Raw genomic sequence first — 24,403 nt, 5'->3', positions numbered from 1 at the left:
CTGGTCATCGTCTGGACGAAATCGCTACAGCTAGCCTAGGAGGCGTTCGTAGTCCCGGCAAGCAAGAACTGGCTTCACGGGTAAAAGATGCCGCTTCAGGAACGAAGCCGTCTTTCTGACGACCGCTGCACTATCTACATACCGCACGACCTGCGCCATGACCCGTTGTAATCGGTAGCAAACGCCAGCGCTCATTGAATCGAGCATTGGAAAACCGAAAATACCAAAGACGAGGTCGATAGTCATGCACACACCCCTTCCGAACAACACAACCAACAACACCACAGACCCCCTCCCGAGTGCCATGCAGGTCTATCAAAGTCAACTTGAGGACTATGAACTACTGCTGTCCTTCATGCGTGGGGAAGTCGGCTCTATCACTGAATTCGCGAACACCTTACTCAAGCCCCGCACATTTTCCCCTCTGAGTGAGGAAAACGAAGTTGGACAACTCGCCCTGCAAGCACTGATGAAAGATAGCGATTACCTGGCCGCGTGCAGAGCGAAGAATGTTTCCCCGCATTATTTGACTGTTACTCTGGAAGGCAGAACCTATCATTATCAGACGTCGAACCGCGAAAACCAGGACAAAGTAACACTGGAATTAAATGAAATTGGAGATTTACCGGCACTCAAATCCCGAATCGAAAAAACGGTGAGGTTAATGGCCGGGCAAATACGCTATGACCGGCTTGTCACGCTGCCCAGAATGGCGACGTTTTACGGGATGTCGCCCTGGGATCCGACTAACGCTGTAGCACATCAGACGTCGATCTATACGCTTGAGGAAAAAATTTCCAGTTACCGGCTGAGGCTTGAGGACGAATTCAGTATGTTGGACCTGAGTTCAGGTCTTCTGGAGAAAACTCGTTCGGTTTCATTGCAGCAATCTCCATCAGAAAACTCTGATATCGAAATAGATAGTCAATTTATTATCGGCGCCATCAAGCATACCATTCAGGCCTTCTTGCCTAATGAAACGTCTTTATTAACTCATTTGGCCAATGACATCCTTTCATCAACCATGCTTGAGCGTATTCGCGCCCAGCCGACGGTTTATCTTGAGAAAATCCTGCAAGGCCCTGAAGCCAGGAAGCTTGAAGGTCTGTTGCTGTCAGCGCTGGATTGGTACGGCGCAAACCCTGGGGAAGAGGCCTCTCCTTATATAAGCACCAAGGTCTTGGCAAACGCACTGCAGATCTGGTTTGAACATCGGATCGTCGAATTTCCCGACAGAATCGCCGGCTTTGATTTGCACTCACGGGCACACTGGGGAAAAAGCCATAAGGAAATCTGGAAACAATTCGAAGAGCATCTACTGACTTCCAAACGAGCAGCATCGGAAAAAGAAGCCGTTATCATGGCGCGACTGTACCTAAGTCAATTTCCCTGCGAATTCCGCGCCGCAAATATCTCGACAGAGCTGCCTTACCGTAGCTCTATCGCTTGGGTAAATTTTGCCCACGGCGCCTATCTTGCCAGCGCGATCAATCCGCGCTTGCTGGATAGACTGAGCTTCCAGCAACTGATCGACCTGCCAACCCAGTACGCCACTGAAGGGCCATCTGAAAATTTGAAACTGATCGCACTTACGAGAGTGAAACCGACGCTTGAGTGGGCCGTCACAAACGGACTGGTGTCATTCAAATCCGATGCAAACTACACAACGCAGGACGCAACAAATGCTGCGAAAAAACTCGATGTCACGATCAATAGCTTGAAGCAAACTATCGGCTGGCTGGATATTACTCCTCCAGACAGGCTTAACATTGCAAAACTCAAAGTGCAACGACTGTTTGGTGATCATCTTTTTATAGACGATGGCAGGAAACTGGTCGAAGAGAGCAGTTCTTATACGGCCCCTCCTATACGATTCAGCGGACCAGTGGACAGGCTCGCACCCGATACAGCTACGTTCATTGATGCCTATGCGTCCGGAAAGCTTGATGGAGAAAAAAAATGGTTCATCACGGCTCCGGATGGCAATATCGTAACTGATCTCTGGATCAAAATCGGCAAGGATCGTAGCGTGCAAACCAACCTGGACTGGTCCGGCTTGACTTCAAGTCCGCCTGAAACGAAATCACTTCCAGATATCGAATCGACGTTCAACACTCACTTCAAAATCTATCTTGACGTCACCCGAAGCGCTTACAGATCGTTAATCACTCATCAACTTGCTTCCTTGCCCTTGGCTGATCGTCAAGCCTTGGAGTACGGGGATGTGAAAATATACACCCTACGAAAAGCAACAACGGGGATCGAAGCGGAAAATGAGTTAGAGAAGAACACATTACCCCTCAGGGCACGCAAGGGTTTCATCTTGGAAACAACCTACGATGAAACGGTTTCATATTACGAACTCCTGCCCCGGGCCGGAGTGATTCGCCGCCGGATTGATATTCAACCACATCATATTGGAGGACAAAGAATACTGGAGAAATGGAAAATCAGCAGTGGCTCGTCTGTCAATGTGACTGTACTACGCCATAAAAACCTACCCTTCGACTGGGATGCTCATGAAAAAGGAGCCCCTCCCCGTGCCAACACAGAATGCCAAGCGATCATGGATCAGTTAGGGAGTACGCTTGAACGAGCGGGGCAAAATGAAGATCACGAAAATATACCCCGCACACTGGAATCAAGGAATATCTTCAACCTTGCCAACTATATCTCGCAGAACTTTCTCTTTATTGACGAAAACAAATTACTTGACAGTTGCTATGGCGAAACAAAATTTGACCGTAAAGACGCCCAACGAGACAAGGCAATTGAAGTTGTAAAAATGTTTGTACCTTTTTGGAGCAGCATCGAAGACTTGAATTCCGGAGATCGAGATCGGATGGTTCGCGGCGTATTCGGCGTATTCGCAGATTTCGCTTCATTCATTCTTCCCATAGGAAAATTTGCGTCTGGATCACTTAAACTGATCAACGTCGCCGGCAAGATTAGTATTGGCGCAACTTTACCGTCATTTGCAAAACTGACGGGCACGCTACTCATCTCCACCCTAAATCCGTTCGATGGCATACCGTCATTATTAAAAGCAGTAGGCCAAAGGGTATTCAGGCTCGGTAAAAAAGGTCTTTTAAATCTAAAGATGTTGACGGGTAGCGCTGACCAATATGATTTTATCCAAAGCATGCCTCAAGTCACTCATCCAGGCCGATGGCGTCCACTGAACGTTAACGATCAATTGGCTACATGCCAGGGGATAGAGGATATCCTTGTACGCAACACCGCCCCCAGGGGAAAGTCCGACTATCGCCTGATTGACCCTTCATCCTCCAAACCGTATGGCCCTTCGCTGACTGCTGACTCATTCGAACTTTCATTGGGGCGCTCTCGGTACAGCACTCTGGCCAATACCGATACCCATGTCATCGTCGAGGTACCCGCAAAGACCCATGTGCGAGAAATATTTGAAATCGATAAAACAAGAACCTTCTACCTGGATGATATCCCCTATCGATTGAAAGACGGAAAGCTGTGTCGCATAAACAACACTGACACAATTGAAAAACTTAAAAAAGTTCCATGCCGTACTTCTCGCGCATTAGATGGTGTATGCCTCACCAGATTTGTACTGGATAACAACCCCGCCGAGCGCCCCCCGATTGGAGAGTTCAATCAGCAAAATAGTTGGGCGAGCTGGTTCGGTGACAACACTTACTATCCCTCGACACCTCAGGCGCCGAACGAACGGTCTTTACTATCCTTTGAAGGAAAAATCTACCAATTCAAGAATGGAAAGCTCAACACCTACAAAGGTAAGCCAGAATGGATTGGCCTCAAAAGCAAAACGCCAATACCGAAAAAAACAGTCTCTGCAACGATTGAGTTTCAGAACGGAATATTTGGGGGAATCAAAGTCACCGGAACAGCCGAAAAAATCAACGACACCCATATAACCGGCGCGATCATAGCACCCTCCATCGACAAGAAATCCACCTATGTGTTCACTCGCTTGAACATCAATGACTATTACCTCGTAAAACTATCTCCCGAGGACAGTCTTCAGTCCCCTTTAATTCTGAAAAAACTTGACGCGGCCGAACTCGCCCCGAGAACCCTTGGAGAAGAGCTACAGCGAGTGTATGTAGGTTCTCTGAATGCAAATAATATGGTCCGGACTTACGGCCAAGATAAAGTCGAGCTAATACTGGACAACCTCGATAAAATTGCAAAACCCATCGGGGCACCGATCGACCCTGCTTCAGAACTAAAACATGTAAATGTCACAGCTTATTCCGCCTCGTCACTGCTATTCGATCGCCGAACAAGAATAATTACCGCAGAATTGCCTAATGGCGCAGCGGTATGGAGCCCTATTTATCTTGCACCAGAAGTAATAAAAACATCAACGACCAATACGTTCAATACACTTTTTACGACTCCCTCCCCGGCCGGCTCATCGAACTCAGCTGGCAGAAGCCTCACGATCAATGATGCCATGCAAGAGCTACAAGAAATCCTTCCAACTCAAGATCCAAAAAACATAGCATTCGCCGAAGTCACAACAGCGTCAGGCAACATAGAAATATATGTCAGCGTCTCCGGAATTGATGACTACACAAGCCATATTCCTTTGTTCAAACGCAACAAAATCGCTACAGAAGTAGTGATCAATGACGTCACCTATTTCAATGTCGACAAAATTAGAAACCCACTTCATCCCGCTTCCTTGAGCGTGAGTGCGGATGGAAAATTGCTGGCTATACCACATCCCATGGATGCCTTCAGTGATCCCGACGTATTGAATCGAGTGACCTCAGGAGACAGTGAAAGCAAACTGATTGGCTATATCAGCGAAAAATATCCGAATGATGACGACATCAAGTCGATCACGGTGGCAACTACGTTACCCCCATGTGACTCCTGTGCGATCGTCATGAAAGAGTTTGGTCATGAGCGCGGAGCCACTGCCCTGAACGTCATATGGGGAAAGCGTCGTAAGCGCCCCGCACCTACGTCAAGCGATTCGCAGAGTTCTTCAAGTTCTTCAAGTTCTTCAAGTTCTTCAAGTTCTTCAGACTGAATATAGCAATCAGTGCTGCTGCAAATGCCCATACAGCTTGGCGTACAAACCACCATCGGCGATCAGCTGCTGGTGGTCGCCATCCTCGGCAACTTGCCCGCCATCGAACACCAACACCCGGTCGGCCTGCTTCACCGCAGACAGGCGGTGGGCAATGATCAAGGTGGTCCGCCCACTGAGAAACCGCGCCAGCGCCAGGTGCAGGTTGTACTCGGTGGCCGCATCGAGGGCCGAGGTGGCTTCGTCGAGGATCACCACCTTGGGTTCGGCGAGCACCATCCGGGCAATGGCCAGGCGCTGGCGTTGACCACCGGACAAACGCACCCCGGAACGCCCGACGATGCTGTCCAGCCCTTGGGGCAAGCCCTTGACCGTGGCATCGAGCTGGGCAATCTGCAGGGCCTGCCAACAGGCTTCATCACTGCGCTCACGGCCCATGGTCAGGTTGGCCCGAATACTGTCGTTGAACAGCGCCGGGTGCTGCAGCACCACCGCCACATGCTCACGGATGGTTTCCAGGCCAATGTCGCGCTGGGTGACACCCCCAAAACGAATCTCGCCGCCCTGGGGGGTATAAAGCCCCAGGAGCAACTGCACCAAGGTACTTTTACCGCCACCGCTGGCCCCAACGATGGCGACTTTTTCTCCGGGCGCAATGGACAGGTTCATCTGGTCCAGCACCGGCTCGTCGCCATAGCTGAAACTCAGGCCTTGCACCTCGATGCCTACCGTCTCGCGCCCCTTGAACGGATCGATGCCCCCCGGGTATTGCGGCTCGTCGGCGCGCGACAACAGCTCGTTGATCCGCGTCAGGGCCCCTCCGGCAGCGTAATAGGCGTATTGCAGGTTCAGCAGTTGCTCGACCGGACCGATCATGAACCACAGGTAGCTGAACACCGCCAGCATCTGGCCGATGGACAGGTCGGAAAACAGCACGGTGAGCATCGCCGCGGCACGAAAGATGTCGATGCCGAACTGGAACAGCAGGCCACTGGCGCGGCTCGAGGCGTCGCTTTTCCACTGGGAGTTGACCGCATAGTTGCGCACGTCCCGGGCGCGCATGCCGAGGCGACCGAGGAAAAAGCCCTGACGGTTGCCGGCACGGATTTCCTGAATCGCGTCCAGGGTCTCGGTCAGTGCCTGGGTGAACCGCGAGGTACTGTCGTTCTCGAGTTTCTTTAGGTGCTTGACCCGCTTGCCCAATTGCACCGTGGCGTAGATCACCAGCGGGTTGAACAGCAGAATCAGCAGCGCCAGTTGCCAGTGCATCCAGACCAGGATCGCCGCCGTGCCCACCAGCGTGAGCATGGCCACGAGGAACCGGCTGAGGGTTTCGCCGACAAACTTGTCGACTGTATCCAGGTCGGTGACCAGGTGGGTGGTGACCGTGCCGCTGCCCAGGCTTTCGTACTCTCCCAGGGAAATACGCTTGAGGCGCTCGATCAGGCGCAGGCGAATGCGATACACGATGTCCTTGGCCAAACCCGCAAACAGCCGGGCCTGCACCACGTTGAACAACAGCGCCGCGCAACGCAGGGTCAGGGTGATCAGTAACATCAGGCCGATATAACCGGCGGCGCTTTGCCAGGCCTGGGGCAGCGCGTGGTTCATCACTTTCAGCGCAGCATCGCCATGCCCCAGCAACACCTCATCCACCAGCAACGGCAACAGCAACGGGATGGGCACGCTGCACAGGGTCGCCAGGACGGCAACGCCGTTGGCGATCCACAAGGGTTTTTTATGTTGCAGGGCCAGACGACGAATGTGCGCCCAACTCAGCCGATCGACTCGCTCCGGTAGCTGTCCAGCGTCAGGCGGGTCATACACAGGCGGCACGCTCCAGCCAGCGGCCAAGCAGAGGGGACAACTCGCTAAGTGGCTGGTAGCCGTTGGTCAACAAGGCCAACTGACCGTTACGCTCGGCCAACAAGGTCGGGAAGCCGGCAATCCCCAGGTCCTGCACCCAGGTGAAATCCGCCGCCGTAGCAGCGTGCTGGTCGGCACGGTCGAAGGCTGCGGCGAATTCGATCCGCGGCAAGCCCGCTTGCTCGGCCAACTCCACCAGCACACTGGCATGGGTGACGTCGCGACCTTGGGCATAGAAAGCCTGCTGGATCAGCTTGAGCAACTGCCAGGCGCAATCCGGTGCCAGGCTGCGGGCCGTGACCAGCGCACGACAGGCGGGCTCGGTGTCATAGACAAAACCTTCGGGCAGCGCGCCGTCGAGCTTGAACGGTTGACCGGTGGCGTCGTTGACCGCCTGCCAGTGCTCGAGAATATAACGCCGGGTGGTCGGCTCCAGCGCCGCGCCACTGCCGGTGCGCAAACCACCGACCACCAGGTGCAAGTCCACGCCGGCGGCCTGCGCCTGCTCGACCAATGCCTCGGCCACCGGAGCGAACCCCCAGCACCAGGAACACATCGGGTCCATTACATAGAGCAGGCGCGCGGTCATGGTTCAGGCCTCCGAGCTGGATTGCTTGTAATTGTAACCAATCGGGTGCGGCTGGTTGCGCGCCTTGGCCAGTTCGATCTGTTTTTGCCGGTCAATCGCACTGCGACGGGTTTTCTCGCTCAGCTTGTCCCAGCAATGGGGGCAACTGATACCGGCCACATAGTGCTCGGATGCGCGGTCCTCTACGCTGACCGGTGTACGGCAGGCATGACATTGATCGTAGTCGCCTTCGCTCAAGTCGTGGCGAACGGTGACCCGGTTATCGAACACAAAGCAGTCGCCCTGCCATTTGGTTTCTTCCTGCGGCACCTCTTCGAGGTACTTGAGGATCCCGCCCTTGAGGTGGAAGACCTCATCGAAGCCCTGGCTGAGCATGTAGCTCGACGCCTTCTCGCAGCGAATGCCACCGGTGCAGAACATCGCGACCTTCTTGTGCTTGGCCGGATCGAAGTTGGCTTTGATGTAGTCGGGAAATTCGCGAAAACTGGTGGTCTTGGGGTCAATCGCCCCTTCAAAGGTACCGATCGAGACCTCGTAGTCGTTGCGGGTATCGATCAACAGCACTTGCGGATCGCTGATCAAGGCGTTCCAGTCCTGCGGCTCGACGTAGGTGCCGACTTTCTTGTTCGGGTCGACGCCTTCGACGCCCAGGGTCACGATCTCTTTCTTGAGCTTGACCTTGGTGCGGTAGAACGGCTGCTCGTCGCAGTACGATTCCTTGTGGTCGATATCGTCCATGCGCGGATCGTTCTTGAGCCAGGCCATCAGCCCATCAATGCCTTCGCGGCTACCGGAAACCGTGCCGTTGATGCCTTCCTCGGCAATCAGCAGGGTGCCTTTGATGCCATTGTCGACCATCGCCTGCAGCAGGGGCTCGCGCAGCGCGACGTAATCTTCCAGGGTGACGAACTTATACAGTGCCGCCACGACAATCTGTTGTGTCATGGGTATTTCTCCAGGTGGCTACCCTCGTAAAGGGTGAACCGGATGCGAAAAAAAACGCGCCGGCATAAGCGGCGCGCTGCGTAGTCTAACAAAAATCAGCTGGCCTGTTGGCGGTCAGTGCTTGCTGCCGCCGGCACAGGTCGGCGAGGCAGGCGCCGCACCGATCTTGGCCCACTCCTCAGGGGTGTAGGTGTGCAGCGCCAACGCGTGAAACTCGCCCATCAGGTCGCCCAAGGTGGCGTAGACCTTCTGGTGGCGTTTGACGCTGTTGAGCCCGGCGAACTGTTCGCTGACCACCACCGCCTTGAAGTGGGTCTGCAACCCGCGGCTGTGCATGTGGCTTTCGTCCAGCACATCCAGGTGCACGGGTAACAACGCGCTCAGCGTCGTCTCAATACGTTGTTGCATGGTCATCACGGGCTCCGGTCAGGGCTTTTTCTTGGCATCTGCCGCGGCTTTTGGATCAAGTTCGTTGGTCATGTCGGCCAGCAGTTTGTTGACCACCGGTACCGCGCTTTCCAGCTTGGCCTGGGTCATCTGCGCCGATTGCTGAGTCAGCTGGGGCATTTTTTCCAGGACTTTCTTGCCCAGTGGCGACTTGTAGAACGCGACCAGGTCCTTGAGTTCGGATTCGCTGAAGTTGCTGGTGTACAGCTTGACCATGTCCGGTTTGAGCTTTTTCCAGCCAATGGCCTGGTCCAGCGCGGCGTTGGCCTTGGCCTGGTAGGTTTCCAGCAGGGCTTTTTTCGACTCCGGGGCCTTGGTTTGGGCAAAGCGCTGGGCAAACATCTGCTGCACCTGCATGTACACCGGGGTACCCAGCTTGTCGGCATGCGCCAGGGTCAGGAAAGCCTCGGCGCTGGCATTGTGGCTGGCGGTATCGGCGAAGGCCTGGCCGCTGGCGCAGACCAGGGCAACCGCGGTACAGATGGCACGAAGACGGGTCATCGAGTTTCCTTTTCTAGCTGGCGAGGTAAACCTCAAGGGGAGCCATTCTGCGCCTAAAAAACGCGTGCGCTCAACCCCTCCCCCTGGCCGGGCCTGATTTGCAGCAACCGAATGGTAGAAAACTCGACTGATGGAACCCCCAGCGGCATTCAGCACCTAAACTTCGCTATCAACCCTGAAGGAATGTGACCCATGAGCCGTATTGAAACCGACAGCCTTGGCCAGGTTGAAGTCCCGGATGACGCCTACTGGGGCGCGCAGACCCAGCGCTCGCTGATCAATTTCGCGATTGGCAACGAACGCATGCCGCTGGCGGTGCTGCACGCATTGGCATTGATCAAAAAAGCCGCGGCCCGGGTCAACGATCGCAATGGCGACCTGCCGGCCGACATTGCCCGGCTGATCGAACAGGCCGCCGACGAAGTGCTCGACGGCGAGCACGACGAGCAGTTTCCCCTGGTGGTCTGGCAAACCGGCAGCGGCACCCAGAGCAACATGAACGTCAACGAGGTGATTGCCGGCCGTGCCAACGAACTGGCCGGCAACCCCCGTGGCGGCAAGTCGCCGGTGCACCCGAACGACCACGTCAACCGCTCGCAGAGTTCCAACGACTGTTTCCCCACCGCCATGCACATCGCCACAGTGCAGGCTGTGCAACAGCATCTGCTGCCGGCCATCAACGAACTCTCCGGTGGCCTGGCCGAGCTGGCGGCGCGTCACATGAAGCTGGTGAAGACCGGGCGCACCCACATGATGGATGCCACGCCCATTACCTTCGGCCAGGAGCTTTCCGCCTTCATCGCCCAGCTCGACTACGCCGAGCGGGCAATCCGCAGCGCCTTGCCGGCCGTCTGCGAGCTGGCCCAGGGTGGCACCGCCGTTGGCACCGGGCTCAATTCGCCCCAGGGTTTTGGCGAGGCGATTGCCGCGGAACTGGCCGCCCTCTCAGGCCTGCCGTTTGTCACCGCACCGAACAAGTTCGCCGCGCTGGCCGGCCATGAGCCGCTGACCACCCTGTCCGGCGCCCTGAAAACCCTCGCCGTGACCCTGATGAAAATCGCCAACGACCTACGCCTGCTCGGCTCCGGGCCTCGCGCCGGTTTCGCCGAGGTCAAGCTGCCCGCCAACGAACCGGGCAGTTCGATCATGCCCGGCAAGGTCAACCCGACCCAGTGCGAAGCCCTGTCGATGCTGGCGTGCCAGGTGATGGGCAACGACGTGGCGATCGGCTTTGCCGCCAGCCAAGGTCACTTGCAGTTGAACGTGTTCAAGCCGGTGATCATCCACAACCTGTTGCAATCGATCCGTTTGCTCGCCGATGGCTGCAGCAACTTCCAATTGCACTGCATCGCCGGCCTGGAACCGGATGCCGGGCAGATGGCGGCTCACCTGGAGCGTGGCCTGATGCTGGTGACCGCCTTGAACCCGCACATCGGTTATGACAAGTCGGCGCAAATCGCCAAGAAAGCCTACAGCGAGGGGCTGACCCTGCGTGAGGCGGCGTTGCAGTTGGGCTACCTGACAGACGAGCAGTTCGACGCCTGGGTGCGCCCGGAAAACATGCTGGAGGCAGGCAAGCAGGGCTGAGCCGGCCCGCACGCCAACACCGAGCACGCTTTGCCCCAGGTAGGCGCAAGGCGTGCCCGCGACAAACGAAAATGCGCTCTACCGACTGATCGCCGCCCGCATCCGCCGCGCCCTGAGCCCGGCCATCAGCGATGGCCCCAAGGCCACCAGCGCCGAACCCAGCACCACCAGCAACGCGCCGCCATACGCCAGGCCATTGATCTGCTCGGCCTGTACATACTCGGGCCATAACCAGGCCGCCATCGCCACCGCCGCAAACGTCACCAACGGCGTGATCGCCAGCGTCGCACTGACCCGCGAGGCTTCCCAATGGGCCAGAGCCTCGGCAAACGCGCCATAGGCAACCAGGGTATTGAGGCAGCACGCCAGCAGCAGCCAGCCTTGCAGCGGGCTCAATTGCAGCGACTCCAGAGGATGCACCCAGGGCGTGAGCAGCAGGGCGCAAAACAGGTAGATCACCATCATCACCTGCAGCGAGTTCCACACCGTCAGCAATTGCTTTTGCCCCAGCGCATAGAACGTCCACACGGTGGAGGCCAACAAAATCAGGAGCACCCCAGCGGTGTAGTCACTCAGGGACGTCAGCAACTCGCTCAGGCGCTGGTTGAAAAACAGCCCGAAACCGAGCAACAGCACCAGCAGGCCAATCCCCTGCCCCAGGCTGAAACGCTCCTTGAATACGAACACACTGGCAATCAGCAACAGGATCGGCCCCATCTGCACCACCAGTTGCGCAGTGCCTGGGCTCAACAGATTCAGGCCCATGAGGTACAGCACGTAGTTGCCCACCAACCCGAGCACCGCCATCAGCACCAGCCAGCCGCCTTTGGGGCCGAGGGCCTTGTGGCTCGGCAGGCGCCCGGTGGCGGCCAGGTAGACAAACAGGCACCCACCGGAAACCAGCAGGCGGAACCAGGTCACCGTGACCGGGTCCATCACCAGCAGCACCTGCTTGAGCTTGATCGGCAGGATGCCCCATAAAAAAGCGGTCAGCAGGGCCAGGAACAGACCATAGACCCAGCGACCGGACGAAATGTGCATGCAAACCCCAGGGCAGGACGGCGAGAAAAGCCCATTCTAGGCTTCCCCGCCGGCATCACACAGGGACAGTTGCGCACTAGCCGCTAACGAGACTGTACGGGTCGGTCCGCTCAACGCACCGTTTCGAACAACCCGCTGGCGCCCATGCCACCGCCCACGCACATGGTCACGATGCCGTAGCGCAGGTTACGCCGCTGCAGTTCGCGCACCAGGTGCCCGACCTGGCGCGAGCCGGTCATGCCGAACGGATGGCCGATGGAGATCGAGCCGCCGTTGACGTTGTACCTTTCGTTGTCGATTGCCAGGCGGTTACGGCTGTACAGGCATTGCGAGGCGAAGGCTTCGTTGAGTTCCCACAGATCGATATCAGCGATTTGCAGGCCCTTGGCCTTGAGCAGCTTGGGCACCGAGAACACCGGACCGATGCCCATTTCATCCGGCTCACAACCGGCCACGGTGAACCCCCGGAAGAACGCCTTGGGCTTGAGACCCAGTTGCAGGGCTTTTTCCAGGCTCATTACCAGGGTCATCGAAGCACCGTCGGACAGTTGCGAGGAGTTGCCGGCCGTCACCGAGCCGTCCTCGGCGAACACTGGCTTCAGTCCGGCCAGGCTTTCGTAAGTGGTGTCGGGGCGGTTGCAATCATCGCGATCGACGACACCCTCGAGAATCTGCACCTCGCCGCTGTTCTTGTCCTCGACCTTGTACTTCACGGCCATCGGCACGATTTCGTCATCGAACAATCCGCCGGCCTGCGCCTGGGCGGTGCGCAACTGGCTTTGCAGGGCATAGCGGTCCTGCTCTTCGCGGCTGACCTGATAACGACGGGCAACGATTTCCGCGGTCTGGCCCATGGGGAAGTAGATACCCGGCACCTGCTCCTTGAGCAACGGGTTGATCAGGTTGTCGGTATTGACGCTTTTCATGGTCAGGCTGATGGACTCGACGCCACCGGCGACAATGATGTCGCTGCAACCCGAAGCGATCTGGTTGGCCGCAATGGCAATCGCCTGCAGACCCGAAGAACAGAAGCGGTTGAGGGTCATGCCGCTGGTGCCAGTGCCCAGGCGCGAGAGCACGGCCACGTTGCGTCCAATGTTGAAGCCCTGGGCGCCTTCGTTGGAGCCGGCGCCGACGATGCAGTCCTCGACGCTGGCCGGATCGATACCATTTCGTTGCAGCAGTGCGTTGACGCAATGGGCCGCCATGTCATCCGGGCGAGTCTGATTGAACTTGCCGCGAAAAGACTTGGCCAGGCCGGTTCGCACGCTATCGACGATCACTACTTCACGCATGGCATACCTCATTGTTGTTGTCGTTCAGGGGAGTGAACCGAGGATAAATCCCCCCCCTGCCGACCGCGACAATCATTCATCCCGCGTATGCAAACCCATGGTGCTCGCTCGCGATGAGGTCGGCGCAACCAACATGAATGGAGCCTGAAACACCGTGGGAGCGGGCTTGCCCGCGATGAGTGGGTACAGCCCGCTTGCGACTTGCCAGAGACCTACCCCAACTTGTGTTTCTTGTCGTGCTTGTCGGATTTTTCGAACGCCGCCTCCAGCGCCCGGTTGAGGGTGCGCAGCACCTTGACCCGGGCCCAGCGCTTGTCGTTGGCCTCCACCAGGGTCCAGGGCGCGACCTCGGTGCTGGTGCGGTCGACCATATCGCCCACGGCCCCCCGGTAGTCGTCCCACTTTTCCCGGTTACGCCAATCGTCCTCGGTGATCTTGAAGCGCTTGAAGGGAATCTGCTCGCGCTCCTGGAAACGCTCCAGCTGGGTCTGTTTATCAATGGCCAGCCAGAACTTCACGACGATCACATTGGACGCGTCGAGCTGCTCTTCGAAGTCGTTGATCTCGCCATACGCCCGCATCCAGTCAGCCGGTGTGCAGAAACCTTCAATGCGCTCCACCAACACCCGGCCATACCAGGAACGGTCAAAGATGGTGAACTTGCCCCGCGCCGGAATGTGCCGCCAGAAGCGCCACAGATAAGGCTGGGCACGTTCTTCCTCGGTCGGAGCGGCAATCGGCACGATGCTGTACTGGCGCGGATCGAGCGCCGCGGCCACCCGGCGGATCGCCCCGCCCTTGCCCGCCGCGTCATTGCCCTCGAACACCGCGACCAGTGCGTGCTTGCGCATGCGCTTGTCCCGCAGCAAGCCGGCCAGCCGAGCCTGCTCGGTGATCAGTTGCTCTTCATAGTATTTCTTGCCCAGGTGCTGGCTCATGTCCAGGGCATCCAGCAGCCCGCGCTGGTCCACGCTGGTGGTCAGGGGCGCGGCGCTGACTTTGTCCGGCTTGAGGTGGGGCCGCTTGAGGGCGGCCTGCAGGCCAGCGAGCAGGATCTTGCCCACCGCCAGGCTGCGGTATTGGGGGTCGACGCCTTCGATAATGTGCCATGGCGCGTAATCGCGGCTGGTGCGGCGGATCACCCGCTCGCCATACTTCACGAACTTGTCGTAGGTCTGGGACTGCTGCCAGTCCAGTGGGCTAATGCGCCAACTGTGCAGCGGATCGTCCTGCAGCGACTTGAGGCGTGCCTTCATTTGCTGCTTGGACAGGTGAAACCAGAACTTGAAGATCAGAGCGCCTTCGTTGCAGAGCATTTTCTCCAGGCGTTCCGCGCCATTGATTGCCTGGTCCAGCACCGCGTCCTTGAACAAACCGTGCACCCGGCCTTGCAGCATCTGGCTGTACCAGTTGCCGAAGAACACCCCCATGCGGCCTTTGGCCGGGAGCATGCGCCAATAGCGCCAGGCCGGTGGCCGCGCCAGCTCTTCATCGGTTTGCTGGTCGAAGGTGCGTACTTCAATCAGCCGCGGGTCCATCCACTCGTTGAGCAATTTGACCGTCTCGCCCTTGCCGGCGCCTTCGACACCGTTGATCAGCACGACCACCGGAAAGCGGTTCTGCTGCTGCAACTCGAACTGGGCTTCGAGCAAGGCTTCACGCAGCGCCGGTACTTCGGCATCAAAGATTTCTTTATCGATCGCGTGACCGATTTCGGCAGATTCGAACATGAGTGGCTCCCATCCAAGATGGCGCAAGCCTAGCGGATTGACCGGCGGTTTGTGCGGCTAATACACGCCGAGCTGCCATAGATCAGTTCCCGCTGTCCTGATCCGCTAGAATGGCGACCTTGCCAATGCTGAGCCCGCCATGAACCCTGTACTGCCCCACGCCCAGCTCGACTGGGACGACCACGGCCGCCCGCGCTCGCGGGTGTTCGACGACGTGTATTTCTCCGACCAATCGGGCCTGGAAGAAACCCGCTATGTGTTCATCGAACAGAACCGCCTGGGCGAACGTTTTGCCGCCCTGAGCGCCGGCGAAAAACTGGTGATTGGCGAAACCGGCTTCGGTACCGGGCTGAATTTCCTCTGCGCCTGGCAACTGTTTGAACAGCAGGCAGTGGCCGGCGCGCGCCTGCATTTCATCAGCGTTGAAAAATACCCGCTGAGCCCTGCCGATCTGCAGCGAGCCCTGGCCCTGTGGCCCGAACTCAAGGCCTTCGCCGAGCCCTTGCTGGCGCAGTACGTCGCCATCCACCAGGGTTTTCAACGGCTGGTGCTGGACCATGGCCGCGTCACGCTGACGCTGCTGATTGGCGACGCCCTGGAACAATTGCCACAGCTGGATGCGCAGGTCGACGCCTGGTTTCTCGACGGCTTTGCCCCGGCCAAAAATCCCGAGATGTGGACCGCCGAACTGTTCGCCGAACTGGCGCGCCTGGCCGCCCCCGGCTCGACCATCAGCACCTTCACCAGCACCGGCTGGGTGCGTCGCTTGCTCAACGCCGCAGGCTTCAAGATGCGCCGCACGCCGGGCATCGGCCACAAATGGGAGATCCTGCGCGGGGCGTTCATCGCCTGGCCCACAGAGACGCCCGCACCGGCCACCGTCAAACCCTGGTTTGCCCGTCCACCGCAGCGCCCCAGCGAACGCCATGCACTGGTGATCGGCGCCGGTCTGGCCGGCTGCGCCAGTGCCGCCAGCCTCGCCGCACGGGGTTGGCAAGTCAGCCTGCTGGAGCGTCACGCCGACCTGGCCCAGGAAGCCTCGGGCAATCCGCAAGGGGTGCTGTACCTGAAGCTGTCGGCCCACGGCACCGCCCTCTCGCAAATGATCGTCAGCGGCTTCGGCCATACCCGGCGCCTGCTGGAACACTTGCAGCGCGGCCACGACTGGGATGATTGCGGAGTCCTGCAACTGGCATTCGATGCCAAGGAAGCCGAGCGCCAGGCCAAGCTGGCGGCGGCTTTTGCGGCCGATCTGCTGCACCCGCTGGATCAAGCCCAGGCACAAGCCCTGGCCGGCATCGGCCTGGAGCACGGCGGGCTGTTTTATCCCGAAGGCGGCTGGGTGCATCCGCCAGCGTTGTGCCGCTGGCAAGCGGCCCACGCCCAGGTGCAACTGCTGGCCCACCGCGACGTGCTGCAGTTGCGCAAGGTCGGCCAGCACTGGCAAGCCTGGGACGGCGAGACGCTGCTGGCCAGCGCGCCGGTGGTGATCCTGGCTGGCGCGGCGCAGATCAAACAGTTTGCGCAAAGTGCCGACTTGCCCCTCAAGCGTATTCGCGGGCAAATCACTCGTTTAGCGCAGACGACACAAAGCCAGAGCCTCAGCACCGTGGTGTGTGCCGAAGGGTACGTCGCCCCGGCGCGCCTGGGTGAACACACCCTGGGCGCCAGCTTTGACTTCAAGAGCGACGACCTCACCCCGACCACCGCCGAACACCTGGGCAACCTGGACATGCTCAAGGACATCTCCCCCGACCTGGTCGAGCGCCTGCACATCGCCGAACTGGACCCGGAGCAACTCCAGGGGCGCGCGGCTTTCCGTTGCACCAGCCCCGACTACCTGCCAATTGTCGGTCCGCTGGCCGACAGCCAGGCCTTCACCCAAGCCTATGGCGCGCTGGCCAAGGACGCCCGGCAAGTACCGGACACCCCCTGCCCCTGGCTCGACGGCCTGTACGTCAACAGCGGCCACGGTTCCCGGGGGCTGATCACCGCACCGCTGTCTGGCGAGCTGCTCGCGGCCTGGCTGGACAATGAACCGCTGCCCCTGCCCCGCAGCGTGGCCGAAGCTTGCCACCCCAATCGTTTTGCCTTGCGCCAGTTGATTCGTGGCAAAGCCTGAGGTCCAACTGGCACCCGCCGCTTATAACCGATCGATCTAAAACTCACAGCTCCGCAGCAGGTCAGTTTCTGGGTACCCGCCACTTCCGGCGGGTTCGAGATTGACCCTCCCCAACGGAAAAACCGGTAAGGAATTTATGTGCGGATTAGCTGGCGAGTTACGTTTTGATCATCAACCGGCCGACTTGGCCGCCATTGAGCGAATCACCCATCACCTGGCGCCTCGTGGCCCCGACGCCTGGGGTTTTCACAGTCAGGGGCCGATTGCCCTGGGCCATCGACGGCTGAAAATCATGGACCTGTCGGACGGCTCCGCGCAGCCGATGGTCGACAGTCAACTGGGCCTGTCCCTGGCCTTCAACGGCGCGATCTACAACTTCCCCGAATTGCGCACCGAGCTGGAAAGCCTGGGTTATGCCTTCTATTCCGGCGGTGACACCGAAGTGTTGCTCAAGGGCTATCACGCCTGGGGCGCCGACCTGCTGCCCCGGCTCAACGGCATGTTTGCCTTCACCATCTGGGAGCGTGACAGCCAGCGCCTGTTCCTCGCCCGCGACCGCCTCGGCGTGAAACCCTTGTACCTGTCGCGCACCGGCCAGCGCCTGCGCTTCGCCTCGACGTTGCCGGCCCTGCTCAAGGGTGGCGACATCAACCCGATCCTCGACCCGGTGGCACTCAATCACTACCTGAACTTCCACGCGGTGGTCCCGGCGCCCCGCACCTTGTTGGCCGGCATCGAGAAACTGCCGCCGGCGACCTGGATGCGCATCGAGGCCGACGGTAGCACCGAGCAGCACACTTGGTGGACGCTGCCCTATGGCCCCCGCGCCGACGAACGGGACCTGACCCTGGAAGACTGGCGCGACCGGGTGCTGCAGAGCACCCGTGAAGCGGTGGCGATTCGTCAGCGCGCGGCGGTGGATGTCGGCGTGCTGCTGTCCGGTGGCGTCGACTCCAGCCTGCTGGTGGGGCTGCTGCGCGAAGTCGGTGTGCAAGACCTGTCGACCTTCTCCATCGGCTTTCAGGACGCCGGCGGCGAACGGGGTGACGAGTTTCAGTACTCGGACCTGATCGCCAGGCACTACGGCACCCACCATCACCAACTGCGCATCGACGAGAAGGAAATCATCGAGCAACTGCCCGCCGCGTTCCGCGCGATGAGCGAGCCGATGGTCAGCCACGACTGCATCGCCTTCTACCTGCTGTCCCGGGAAGTGGCCAAGCACTGCAAAGTGGTGCAAAGCGGCCAGGGCGCGGATGAACTGTTCGCCGGTTACCACTGGTACCCGCAGGTCGATGGCGCCAGCGACCCGTATGCCGCCTATCGCGAGGCCTTCTTCGACCGCAGCTACGACGACTACGCCGCCACCGTGCAACCGCAATGGCTGACCGAGCATGACGCCGCCGGCGACTTCGTCCGGGCGCATTTCGCCCAACCCGGCGCCGCTGCGCCTGTGGATAAAGCGCTGCGCCTGGACAGTACGGTGATGCTGGTCGACGACCCGGTCAAGCGTGTGGATAACATGACCATGGCCTGGGGCCTGGAGGCGCGTACGCCGTTTCTCGACTACCGCCTGGTGGAATTGTCGGCGCGGGTACCGGGCAAGTTCAAACTGCCGGACGGCGGCAAGCAGGTGCTCAAGGAAGCCGCGCGGCTGGTGATCCCCAGCGAGGTGATCGACCGCAAGAAGGGGTATTTCCCGGTCCCTGGTCTCAAGCATTTACAAGGCGCGACCCTGGACTGGGTGCGCGAACTGCTGCTGGATCCGAGCCAGGACCGCGGCCTGTTCAAGCCGGCCATGCTCGACCGCCTGCTCACCGACCCGCAAGGTCAGTTAACCCCGTTGCGCGGTTCCAAGCTGTGGCAACTGGCAGCGCTGAACCTATGGCTCAGCGAACAAGGAATCTGACTGATGAAACCTCACGCCACAGCGTTGAACCAGCGCTTGCTGCGCGGCCAGGCACCGTCCTATGAGCGCCTGCAGGCGCGCTTCGCCGAAGACGGCAGCGACGCAGGCGAGCCGATTGCCGTGCATTGCGGCTGGGGCCGGTTGCTGATCGGCCATACCTTCCCCGACGCGGCGAGCCTGGCCCGGGAACTGGCCCATGAAGAACCGGGCGAACGCGACATTGCGCTGTACGTGGCCGCGCCCCAGCAAGTGCTGGGGCTGGAGCCGGCGCAGCTGTTTCTCGACCCCTCCGACACCCTGCGCCTGTGGTTCAGCGACTACCGCCAGGCCACCCGGGTCTTTCGCGGTTTCCGCATTCGCCGAGCGCAAAGCGACGCCGACTGGCACGCCATCAACCAGCTGTACCAGGCCCGCAACATGCTGCCCATCGACCCGCAGCGCCTGACGCCCCGGCATCACGGTGGCCCGGTCTACTGGCTGGCCGAGGATGAGGGCAGCGGCGCGGTGATCGGCAGCGTCATGGGCCTCAACCATGACAAGGCCTTTGCGGACCCAGAACACGGCAGCAGCCTGTGGTGCCTGGCGGTCGACCCGCAGTGCTCGCGACCCGGGGTTGGCGAAGTGCTGGTGCGTCACCTGGTCGAACACTTCATGAGCCGTGGCCTGAGCTACCTCGATCTCTCGGTATTGCACGACAACCGTCAGGCCAAGCAGCTCTACACCAAGCTGGGGTTCCGCACGCTGTCGACCTTCGCCATCAAGCGCAAGAACGGCATTAACCAGGCGTTGTTTCTCGGTCCGGGCCCCCAGGCCGACTTCAACCCCTATGCGCGAATCATCGTCGATGAAGCCCACCGCCGCGGCATCGATGTACAAGTCGACGATGCCCCGGCCGGCATGTTCACCCTCAGCCATGGCGGACGCCGGGTGCGTTGCCGCGAATCCCTCAGTGACCTGACCAGCGCCATCAGCATGAGCCTGTGCCAGGACAAGAGCCTGACCCACAAGGTGCTCAAGGCGGCCGGGCTGAATCTGCCGGCCCAGCAACGGGCGGGCAACGCCGACGACAACCTGGCGTTTCTCGACGAACACCAACGGGTGGTGGTCAAACCCCTGGACGGTGAACAGGGCCAAGGCGTGGCGGTGGATCTACAAAGCATCGACGAGCTGCAACAGGCCATCGACGACGCCCGCCGCTTCGACTCCCGGGTGCTGCTGGAAAGTTTCCACCAAGGCCTGGACCTGCGCATTCTGGTGATCGGCTTCGAGGTGGTGGCAGCCGCCATCCGCCGCCCGGCGCAGATCATCGGCGATGGCCAGCATACGATCGACGCCTTGATCCAGGCCCAGAGCCGGCGCCGGCAGGCCGCCACCGACGGCGAAAGCAAAATCCCCCTGGACCACGAAACCGAGCGCACGCTGCAAGCCGCCGGTTACACCTACAGCAGCATCCTGCCCGCAGGCGAGCGCCTGTGTGTGCGGCGCACGGCCAACCTGCACACCGGCGGCACCCTGGAAGATGTCACCGAGGGGCTTCATCCCACCCTGGTCGATGCCGCCGTGCGCGCGGCGCGGGCACTGGATATCCCGGTGGTGGGCCTGGACCTGATGGTGCCGGCCGCCGATCAGCCGGACTACGTGTTCATCGAAGCCAACGAACGTGCCGGGCTGGCCAACCATGAACCACAACCAGTGGCCGAGCGGTTTGTGGATCTGTTGTTTCCCCATAGCTGAACGCCGCGAGCGGCAAGCCACGACAGACCGCGCTTGCTCGTGAAGCTTGCCGCTCGCCACTCACGTCAATTCAAGGAATTCCCATGACCCGTCAGATTCCCGAGCCCGACCTTGCCTACCTGCAGAAAGTCCTCCTGGAAATGCTCGCCATTCCCAGCCCCACCGGTTTCACCGACACCATCGTGCGCTACGTCGCCGAGCGCCTTGAAGAGCTGGGCATCCCCTTTGAGCTGACCCGCCGCGGCACCATTCGCGCCACCCTCAAGGGCCAGAAAAACAGCCCCGATCGCGCCGTCTCCGCCCACCTGGACACCATCGGCGCCAGCGTGCGCGCGGTCAAAGACAACGGCCGCCTGACCCTCGCCCCGGTAGGCTGCTGGTCCAGCCGTTTTGCCGAGGGCAGCCGCGTCAGCCTGTTCACCGACAATGGCGTGATCCGGGGCAGCGTGCTGCCGCTAATGGCCTCCGGGCATGCGTTCAACACCGCGGTCGACGAGCTGCCGGTCAGTTGGGACCACGTCGAATTGCGCCTCGATGCCTACTGCGCCACCCGGGCCGATTGCGATTCGCTGGGGGTGAGCATCGGCGACTTTGTCGCCTTCGACCCCTTGCCGGAATTCACCGAGAGCGGCCACATCAGCGCCCGGCACCTGGACGACAAGGCCGGAGTGGCCGCCCTGCTGGCCGCACTCAAAGCCATTGTCGACAGCGGCGAACCCTTGATGATCGACTGTCATCCGCTGTTCACCATCACCGAGGAAACCGGCAGTGGCGCGGCGGCGGCATTGCCCTGGGATGTCAGTGAGTTTGTCGGCATCGACATTGCGCCGGTCGCCCCGGGCCAGCACTCCAGCGAACACGCGGTCAGCGTGGCGATGCAGGATTCCGGCGGGCCCTACGACTACCACCTCTCGCGTCACCTGTTGCGCTTGGCCAGCGACCATGAATTACCTGTGCGCCGCGATCTGTTCCGCTATTACTTCAGCGACGCCCATTCGGCCGTCACCGCCGGCCATGACATCCGCACCGCCCTGCTGGCATTCGGTTGCGATGCCACCCATGGGTACGAGCGCACCCATATCGACAGCCTCGCCGCCTTGAGCCGGTTGTTGGGTGCCTACATCCTCAGCCCGCCGGTCTTTGCCAGCGATGCCCAGCCAGCCAAAGGCTCACTGGAGCGCTTCAGTCACCAACTGGAACACGATGCACAGATGGAGAGCGATACCCGCGTGCCCTCGGTGGACAGCCTGGTAGGGCAACGTTCGTCCTAGGACCTGGGTCACTTTGCACTGGTCCTGCTGCGTGAAGCGCCGTAGGATCGGCGCATTGATGACCGAGGTAGCCATGCTGATTCCCCACGACCAACTTGAAGTCGACACCCTGACCCGCCTGATCGAAGACTTCGTCACCCGAGACGGTACTGACAACGGTGATGACACCCCGCTGCAGACCCGGGTGCTGCGGGTGCGCAACGCCCTGAGCAAAGGCCAGGCACTGATTGTCTTCGACCCCGAGAGTGAGCAGTGCCAACTGATGCTCAAGCACGATGTACCCAAGCACCTGTTCGACTGAGCCTCATTCGCGCCTTTCCCGGGCGCGCCTGGCCTGGATGCGTTCATAGACTTCACAGCGGTGGACATTGACGTGCCGCGGGGCTTCAACGCCAAACCGCACGTTGCCACCGCTGACGTCGAGAACACGCACCGTGATGGTGTCGCCAATGGAGATCAATTCACCGACAGCGCGGCTGAGTACAAGCATGGCTCTAGTCCTTGAGATTACCGAACCCTGAAGATGGCCGGCGAACCCCGGACCTTCAAGACAGCGGCAGGAAAACAGCCCCCTCCTACACGCCAGATCGATTTACCCTACAGACATCCCCTGCAATACCCGCCAAATGACTCAGGCCGAGGTGAAGCGTGGGCCAAACAGAATAATACTCGCCCCCAGCACACACAGGGCGACCCCCAACCAGTCCGAACTCAGCGGGCGAACCCGTTCGACCATGCCCAGCCAGGCAATCGAGGCGACGATGTAGATCCCACCGTAGGCGGCATAGGCACGCCCGGCGTAGGTCGCCTCGACCTTGGTCAACAGCAAGGCAAACAGCGTCAGGCTGAGCAACGCCGGAACCAGCCACCAGGCGCTTTGGCCCTGGCGCAGCCACATCCAGAAGGCGTAGCAACCGGCGATTTCAAACAGCGCCGCGAGGAAGAACCACAGGTAGTTGAGCATGGGCACATCTCGTCAGGGTTGCCAGAATGCGGCAACCCTAACCATGGCGCCCCTCCCCTGCAAGTTCAGCTGGCGTTTTGCCGGGCCTTGGCGCGCATCTTGTCGGCCATGACGGTCATTTCGTTGTAGAGCAATTGCGGGTTCTTTTGCTTCAGGGCCCAGGCCATGCGCCCCTGCTCATGGGGCAGGATCATGAACTCGCCAGCCGCGACGTGCTGGTAGATGTAGTCAGCGATATCGCTGGCGGTGATGGGCGAGCTTTCCAGCAGCTTACCGACCTGGGCCTTCATGGCGGGAGTCGGGCCGCGGAACGAGTCGAGCAGGTTGGTCTGGAAGAACGACGGGCAGACCACATGCACACCGATCTCCTGGTGCGCCAACTCGATCAACAGGCTCTCCGACAGTGCCACCACACCGGCTTTGGCCACGTTGTAGTTACTCATGGCCGGCCCCTGCATCAGCGCCGCCATCGAAGCGATGTTGATGATCTTGCCCTTGCTTTGCTCCAGCAGCGGCAGGAAGGCCTTGCAACCCTTGACCACGCCCATCAGGTTGATCGCGATCTGCCAATCCCAGTCTTCCAGCGACAACTCGCTGAAGAAGCCACCGGAGGCGACCCCGGCGTTGTTGACGATCACGTCGATGCCGCCGAACTTGACCTCGCAGGCCTGGGCAAAGGCCGTCAACTGGCTGTAGTCGCGCACATCACAGCGCTGCACAAAGCCGTCGCCACCGGCCTCGCGGACCAGCCTGAGGGTTTCCTGCAAGCCTGGCTCGCTGACGTCCGACAAGGCCAACTGCCAACCTTCACGAGCCCAGCGCAGAGCGATTTCGCGACCCAGGCCGGACCCGGCGCCAGTGATCATCATGCGATTTTGCATAGGAAGTTGCCTTGTTGTTCTGGGAAAGATGCTCGCAGTGTAGCGAAGGATTTTCCTACACCCATGACCATCAAAGCGCTGAATGCCCCAGGCAAACCGAACCCCAGCGCAGTCCCCTTGCGGGGTTTGATAAAAGAAATAAACCGGTAAGCAAATAGCAGTAAAGAAACTTTGAATTTTCTCACGCCCGCCACAGTCGGAAATATTAAGCCGCTCGGATTTATTGCAATCGAGCCTGTTATTCAACCAATGCGACGTTCAATAACTCTCCAATAAGGAATTCGACATGGGCACGATTCTTCTGGTTATTCTGATTCTGCTGTTGATCGGAGGTCTGCCGGTATTCCCCCACTCCAGAAGTTGGGGCTATGGGCCATCCGGGGTGATCGGCGTAGTGGTAGTGGTACTGCTGGTATTGCTGTTGCTCGGCAGGATCTAAGCCACAACTTACAGGCAAAAAAAGAGGCCCGAACGGGCCTCTTC

General features: G+C 59.7%; 20 protein-coding genes. 8 read left to right on the top strand and 12 right to left on the bottom strand.

Going from position 1 to position 24,403, the window contains the following annotated elements:
* Positions 1-30 precede the first annotated feature (30 nt).
* The gene (locus tag AACY45_RS01280) at positions 31-246 is read right to left on the bottom strand and encodes a hypothetical protein (RefSeq protein WP_339543780.1); all 216 of its coding nucleotides are present in this window, start codon (positions 244-246) and stop codon (positions 31-33) included.
* On the opposite strand from AACY45_RS01280, the gene AACY45_RS01275 reads away from it, so the two are divergent.
* Positions 245-5,038 carry a deaminase domain-containing protein gene (locus AACY45_RS01275; protein WP_339543779.1) on the top strand — a complete coding sequence of 1,598 codons (4,794 nt, stop codon included), beginning with the start codon at positions 245-247 and terminating at the stop codon, positions 5,036-5,038. The two genes, AACY45_RS01280 and AACY45_RS01275, sit on opposite strands and share 2 nt — an antisense overlap.
* Positions 5,039-5,047: 9 nt before the next feature.
* Here AACY45_RS01275 and AACY45_RS01270 read toward each other — a convergent pair whose 3' ends face one another.
* The 5 genes from AACY45_RS01270 to AACY45_RS01250 all read right to left on the bottom strand — a co-directional run bounded on the left by AACY45_RS01270 (position 5,048) and on the right by AACY45_RS01250 (position 9,386).
* Positions 5,048-6,865, bottom strand: a complete 1,818-nt coding sequence (locus AACY45_RS01270) for an ABC transporter ATP-binding protein (protein ID WP_339543778.1) — start codon at positions 6,863-6,865, stop codon at positions 5,048-5,050.
* Positions 6,858-7,460, bottom strand: coding sequence for a DsbA family protein (locus AACY45_RS01265; RefSeq protein WP_339543917.1), 603 nt, complete (start codon positions 7,458-7,460; stop codon positions 6,858-6,860). The genes AACY45_RS01270 and AACY45_RS01265 overlap by 8 nt, the downstream gene beginning before the upstream one ends.
* Before the next feature lie 36 nt (positions 7,461-7,496).
* Complete coding sequence (gene trhO, locus AACY45_RS01260) at positions 7,497-8,438, bottom strand: oxygen-dependent tRNA uridine(34) hydroxylase TrhO (protein WP_339543777.1); 942 nt, start codon at positions 8,436-8,438, stop codon at positions 7,497-7,499.
* A 114-nt stretch (positions 8,439-8,552) separates the two neighbouring features.
* On the bottom strand, positions 8,553-8,852 hold the full coding sequence (locus AACY45_RS01255; protein WP_339543776.1) for a BolA family protein: 300 nt from the start codon (positions 8,850-8,852) through the stop codon (positions 8,553-8,555).
* A 12-nt stretch (positions 8,853-8,864) separates the two neighbouring features.
* Positions 8,865-9,386 (bottom strand): DUF2059 domain-containing protein, encoded by a 522-nt coding sequence (locus AACY45_RS01250; RefSeq protein ID WP_339543775.1) that lies wholly within the window; start codon positions 9,384-9,386, stop codon positions 8,865-8,867.
* 192 nt (positions 9,387-9,578) lie between these two features.
* Between AACY45_RS01250 and AACY45_RS01245 the strand changes: the two genes are divergently transcribed.
* Positions 9,579-10,973 (top strand): class II fumarate hydratase, encoded by a 1,395-nt coding sequence (locus AACY45_RS01245; RefSeq protein WP_339543774.1) that lies wholly within the window; start codon positions 9,579-9,581, stop codon positions 10,971-10,973.
* Positions 10,974-11,051: 78 nt separating this feature from the next.
* On the opposite strand, the gene AACY45_RS01240 is transcribed toward AACY45_RS01245, so the two are convergent.
* From AACY45_RS01240 to pap, 3 genes are all read right to left on the bottom strand, one after another.
* On the bottom strand, positions 11,052-12,014 hold the full coding sequence (locus AACY45_RS01240) for a DMT family transporter (RefSeq protein WP_339543773.1): 963 nt from the start codon (positions 12,012-12,014) through the stop codon (positions 11,052-11,054).
* A gap of 110 nt (positions 12,015-12,124) precedes the next feature.
* Positions 12,125-13,309, bottom strand: coding sequence for a thiolase family protein (locus AACY45_RS01235; protein ID WP_339543772.1), 1,185 nt, complete (start codon positions 13,307-13,309; stop codon positions 12,125-12,127).
* A gap of 212 nt (positions 13,310-13,521) precedes the next feature.
* On the bottom strand, positions 13,522-15,039 hold the full coding sequence (pap, locus tag AACY45_RS01230) for a polyphosphate:AMP phosphotransferase (protein WP_339543771.1): 1,518 nt from the start codon (positions 15,037-15,039) through the stop codon (positions 13,522-13,524).
* A gap of 139 nt (positions 15,040-15,178) precedes the next feature.
* On the opposite strand from pap, the gene mnmC reads away from it, so the two are divergent.
* The 5 genes from mnmC (at position 15,179) to AACY45_RS01205 (ending at position 22,376) form a co-directional block, all read left to right on the top strand.
* Positions 15,179-17,161 carry a bifunctional tRNA (5-methylaminomethyl-2-thiouridine)(34)-methyltransferase MnmD/FAD-dependent 5-carboxymethylaminomethyl-2-thiouridine(34) oxidoreductase MnmC gene (gene mnmC, locus AACY45_RS01225; RefSeq protein ID WP_339543770.1) on the top strand — a complete coding sequence of 661 codons (1,983 nt, stop codon included), beginning with the start codon at positions 15,179-15,181 and terminating at the stop codon, positions 17,159-17,161.
* A gap of 136 nt (positions 17,162-17,297) precedes the next feature.
* A complete protein-coding gene (locus tag AACY45_RS01220; protein WP_339543769.1) occupies positions 17,298-19,070 on the top strand; it encodes an N-acetylglutaminylglutamine amidotransferase in 1,773 nt (590 codons plus the stop codon).
* A 3-nt stretch (positions 19,071-19,073) separates the two neighbouring features.
* A complete protein-coding gene (gene ngg, locus AACY45_RS01215; protein WP_339543768.1) occupies positions 19,074-20,804 on the top strand; it encodes an N-acetylglutaminylglutamine synthetase in 1,731 nt (576 codons plus the stop codon).
* 83 nt (positions 20,805-20,887) lie between these two features.
* Entirely contained in the window at positions 20,888-22,075 is a 1,188-nt protein-coding gene (locus AACY45_RS01210; RefSeq protein WP_339543767.1) for an osmoprotectant NAGGN system M42 family peptidase, read from the top strand.
* A gap of 73 nt (positions 22,076-22,148) precedes the next feature.
* Complete coding sequence (locus tag AACY45_RS01205; RefSeq protein WP_095168255.1) at positions 22,149-22,376, top strand: YheU family protein; 228 nt, start codon at positions 22,149-22,151, stop codon at positions 22,374-22,376.
* Positions 22,377-22,379: 3 nt separating this feature from the next.
* Here AACY45_RS01205 and csrA read toward each other — a convergent pair whose 3' ends face one another.
* From csrA to AACY45_RS01190, 3 genes are all read right to left on the bottom strand, one after another.
* Entirely contained in the window at positions 22,380-22,565 is a 186-nt protein-coding gene (gene csrA, locus AACY45_RS01200) for a carbon storage regulator CsrA (RefSeq protein ID WP_339543766.1), read from the bottom strand.
* 141 nt (positions 22,566-22,706) lie between these two features.
* Positions 22,707-23,039 (bottom strand): YnfA family protein, encoded by a 333-nt coding sequence (locus AACY45_RS01195; RefSeq protein WP_339543765.1) that lies wholly within the window; start codon positions 23,037-23,039, stop codon positions 22,707-22,709.
* A 65-nt stretch (positions 23,040-23,104) separates the two neighbouring features.
* Positions 23,105-23,920 (bottom strand): SDR family oxidoreductase, encoded by an 816-nt coding sequence (locus AACY45_RS01190; RefSeq protein ID WP_339543764.1) that lies wholly within the window; start codon positions 23,918-23,920, stop codon positions 23,105-23,107.
* A gap of 286 nt (positions 23,921-24,206) precedes the next feature.
* Between AACY45_RS01190 and AACY45_RS01185 the strand changes: the two genes are divergently transcribed.
* Positions 24,207-24,359, top strand: coding sequence for a DUF3309 family protein (locus AACY45_RS01185; protein ID WP_095167980.1), 153 nt, complete (start codon positions 24,207-24,209; stop codon positions 24,357-24,359).
* Positions 24,360-24,403 lie beyond the last annotated feature (44 nt).

It is taken from the genome of Pseudomonas sp. RA_35y_Pfl2_P32, assembly GCF_963970735.1.
In the GTDB taxonomy this organism is placed as follows: Bacteria; Pseudomonadota; Gammaproteobacteria; order Pseudomonadales; family Pseudomonadaceae; genus Aquipseudomonas.
This window is presented reverse-complemented; position numbering and strand designations above follow the sequence as displayed.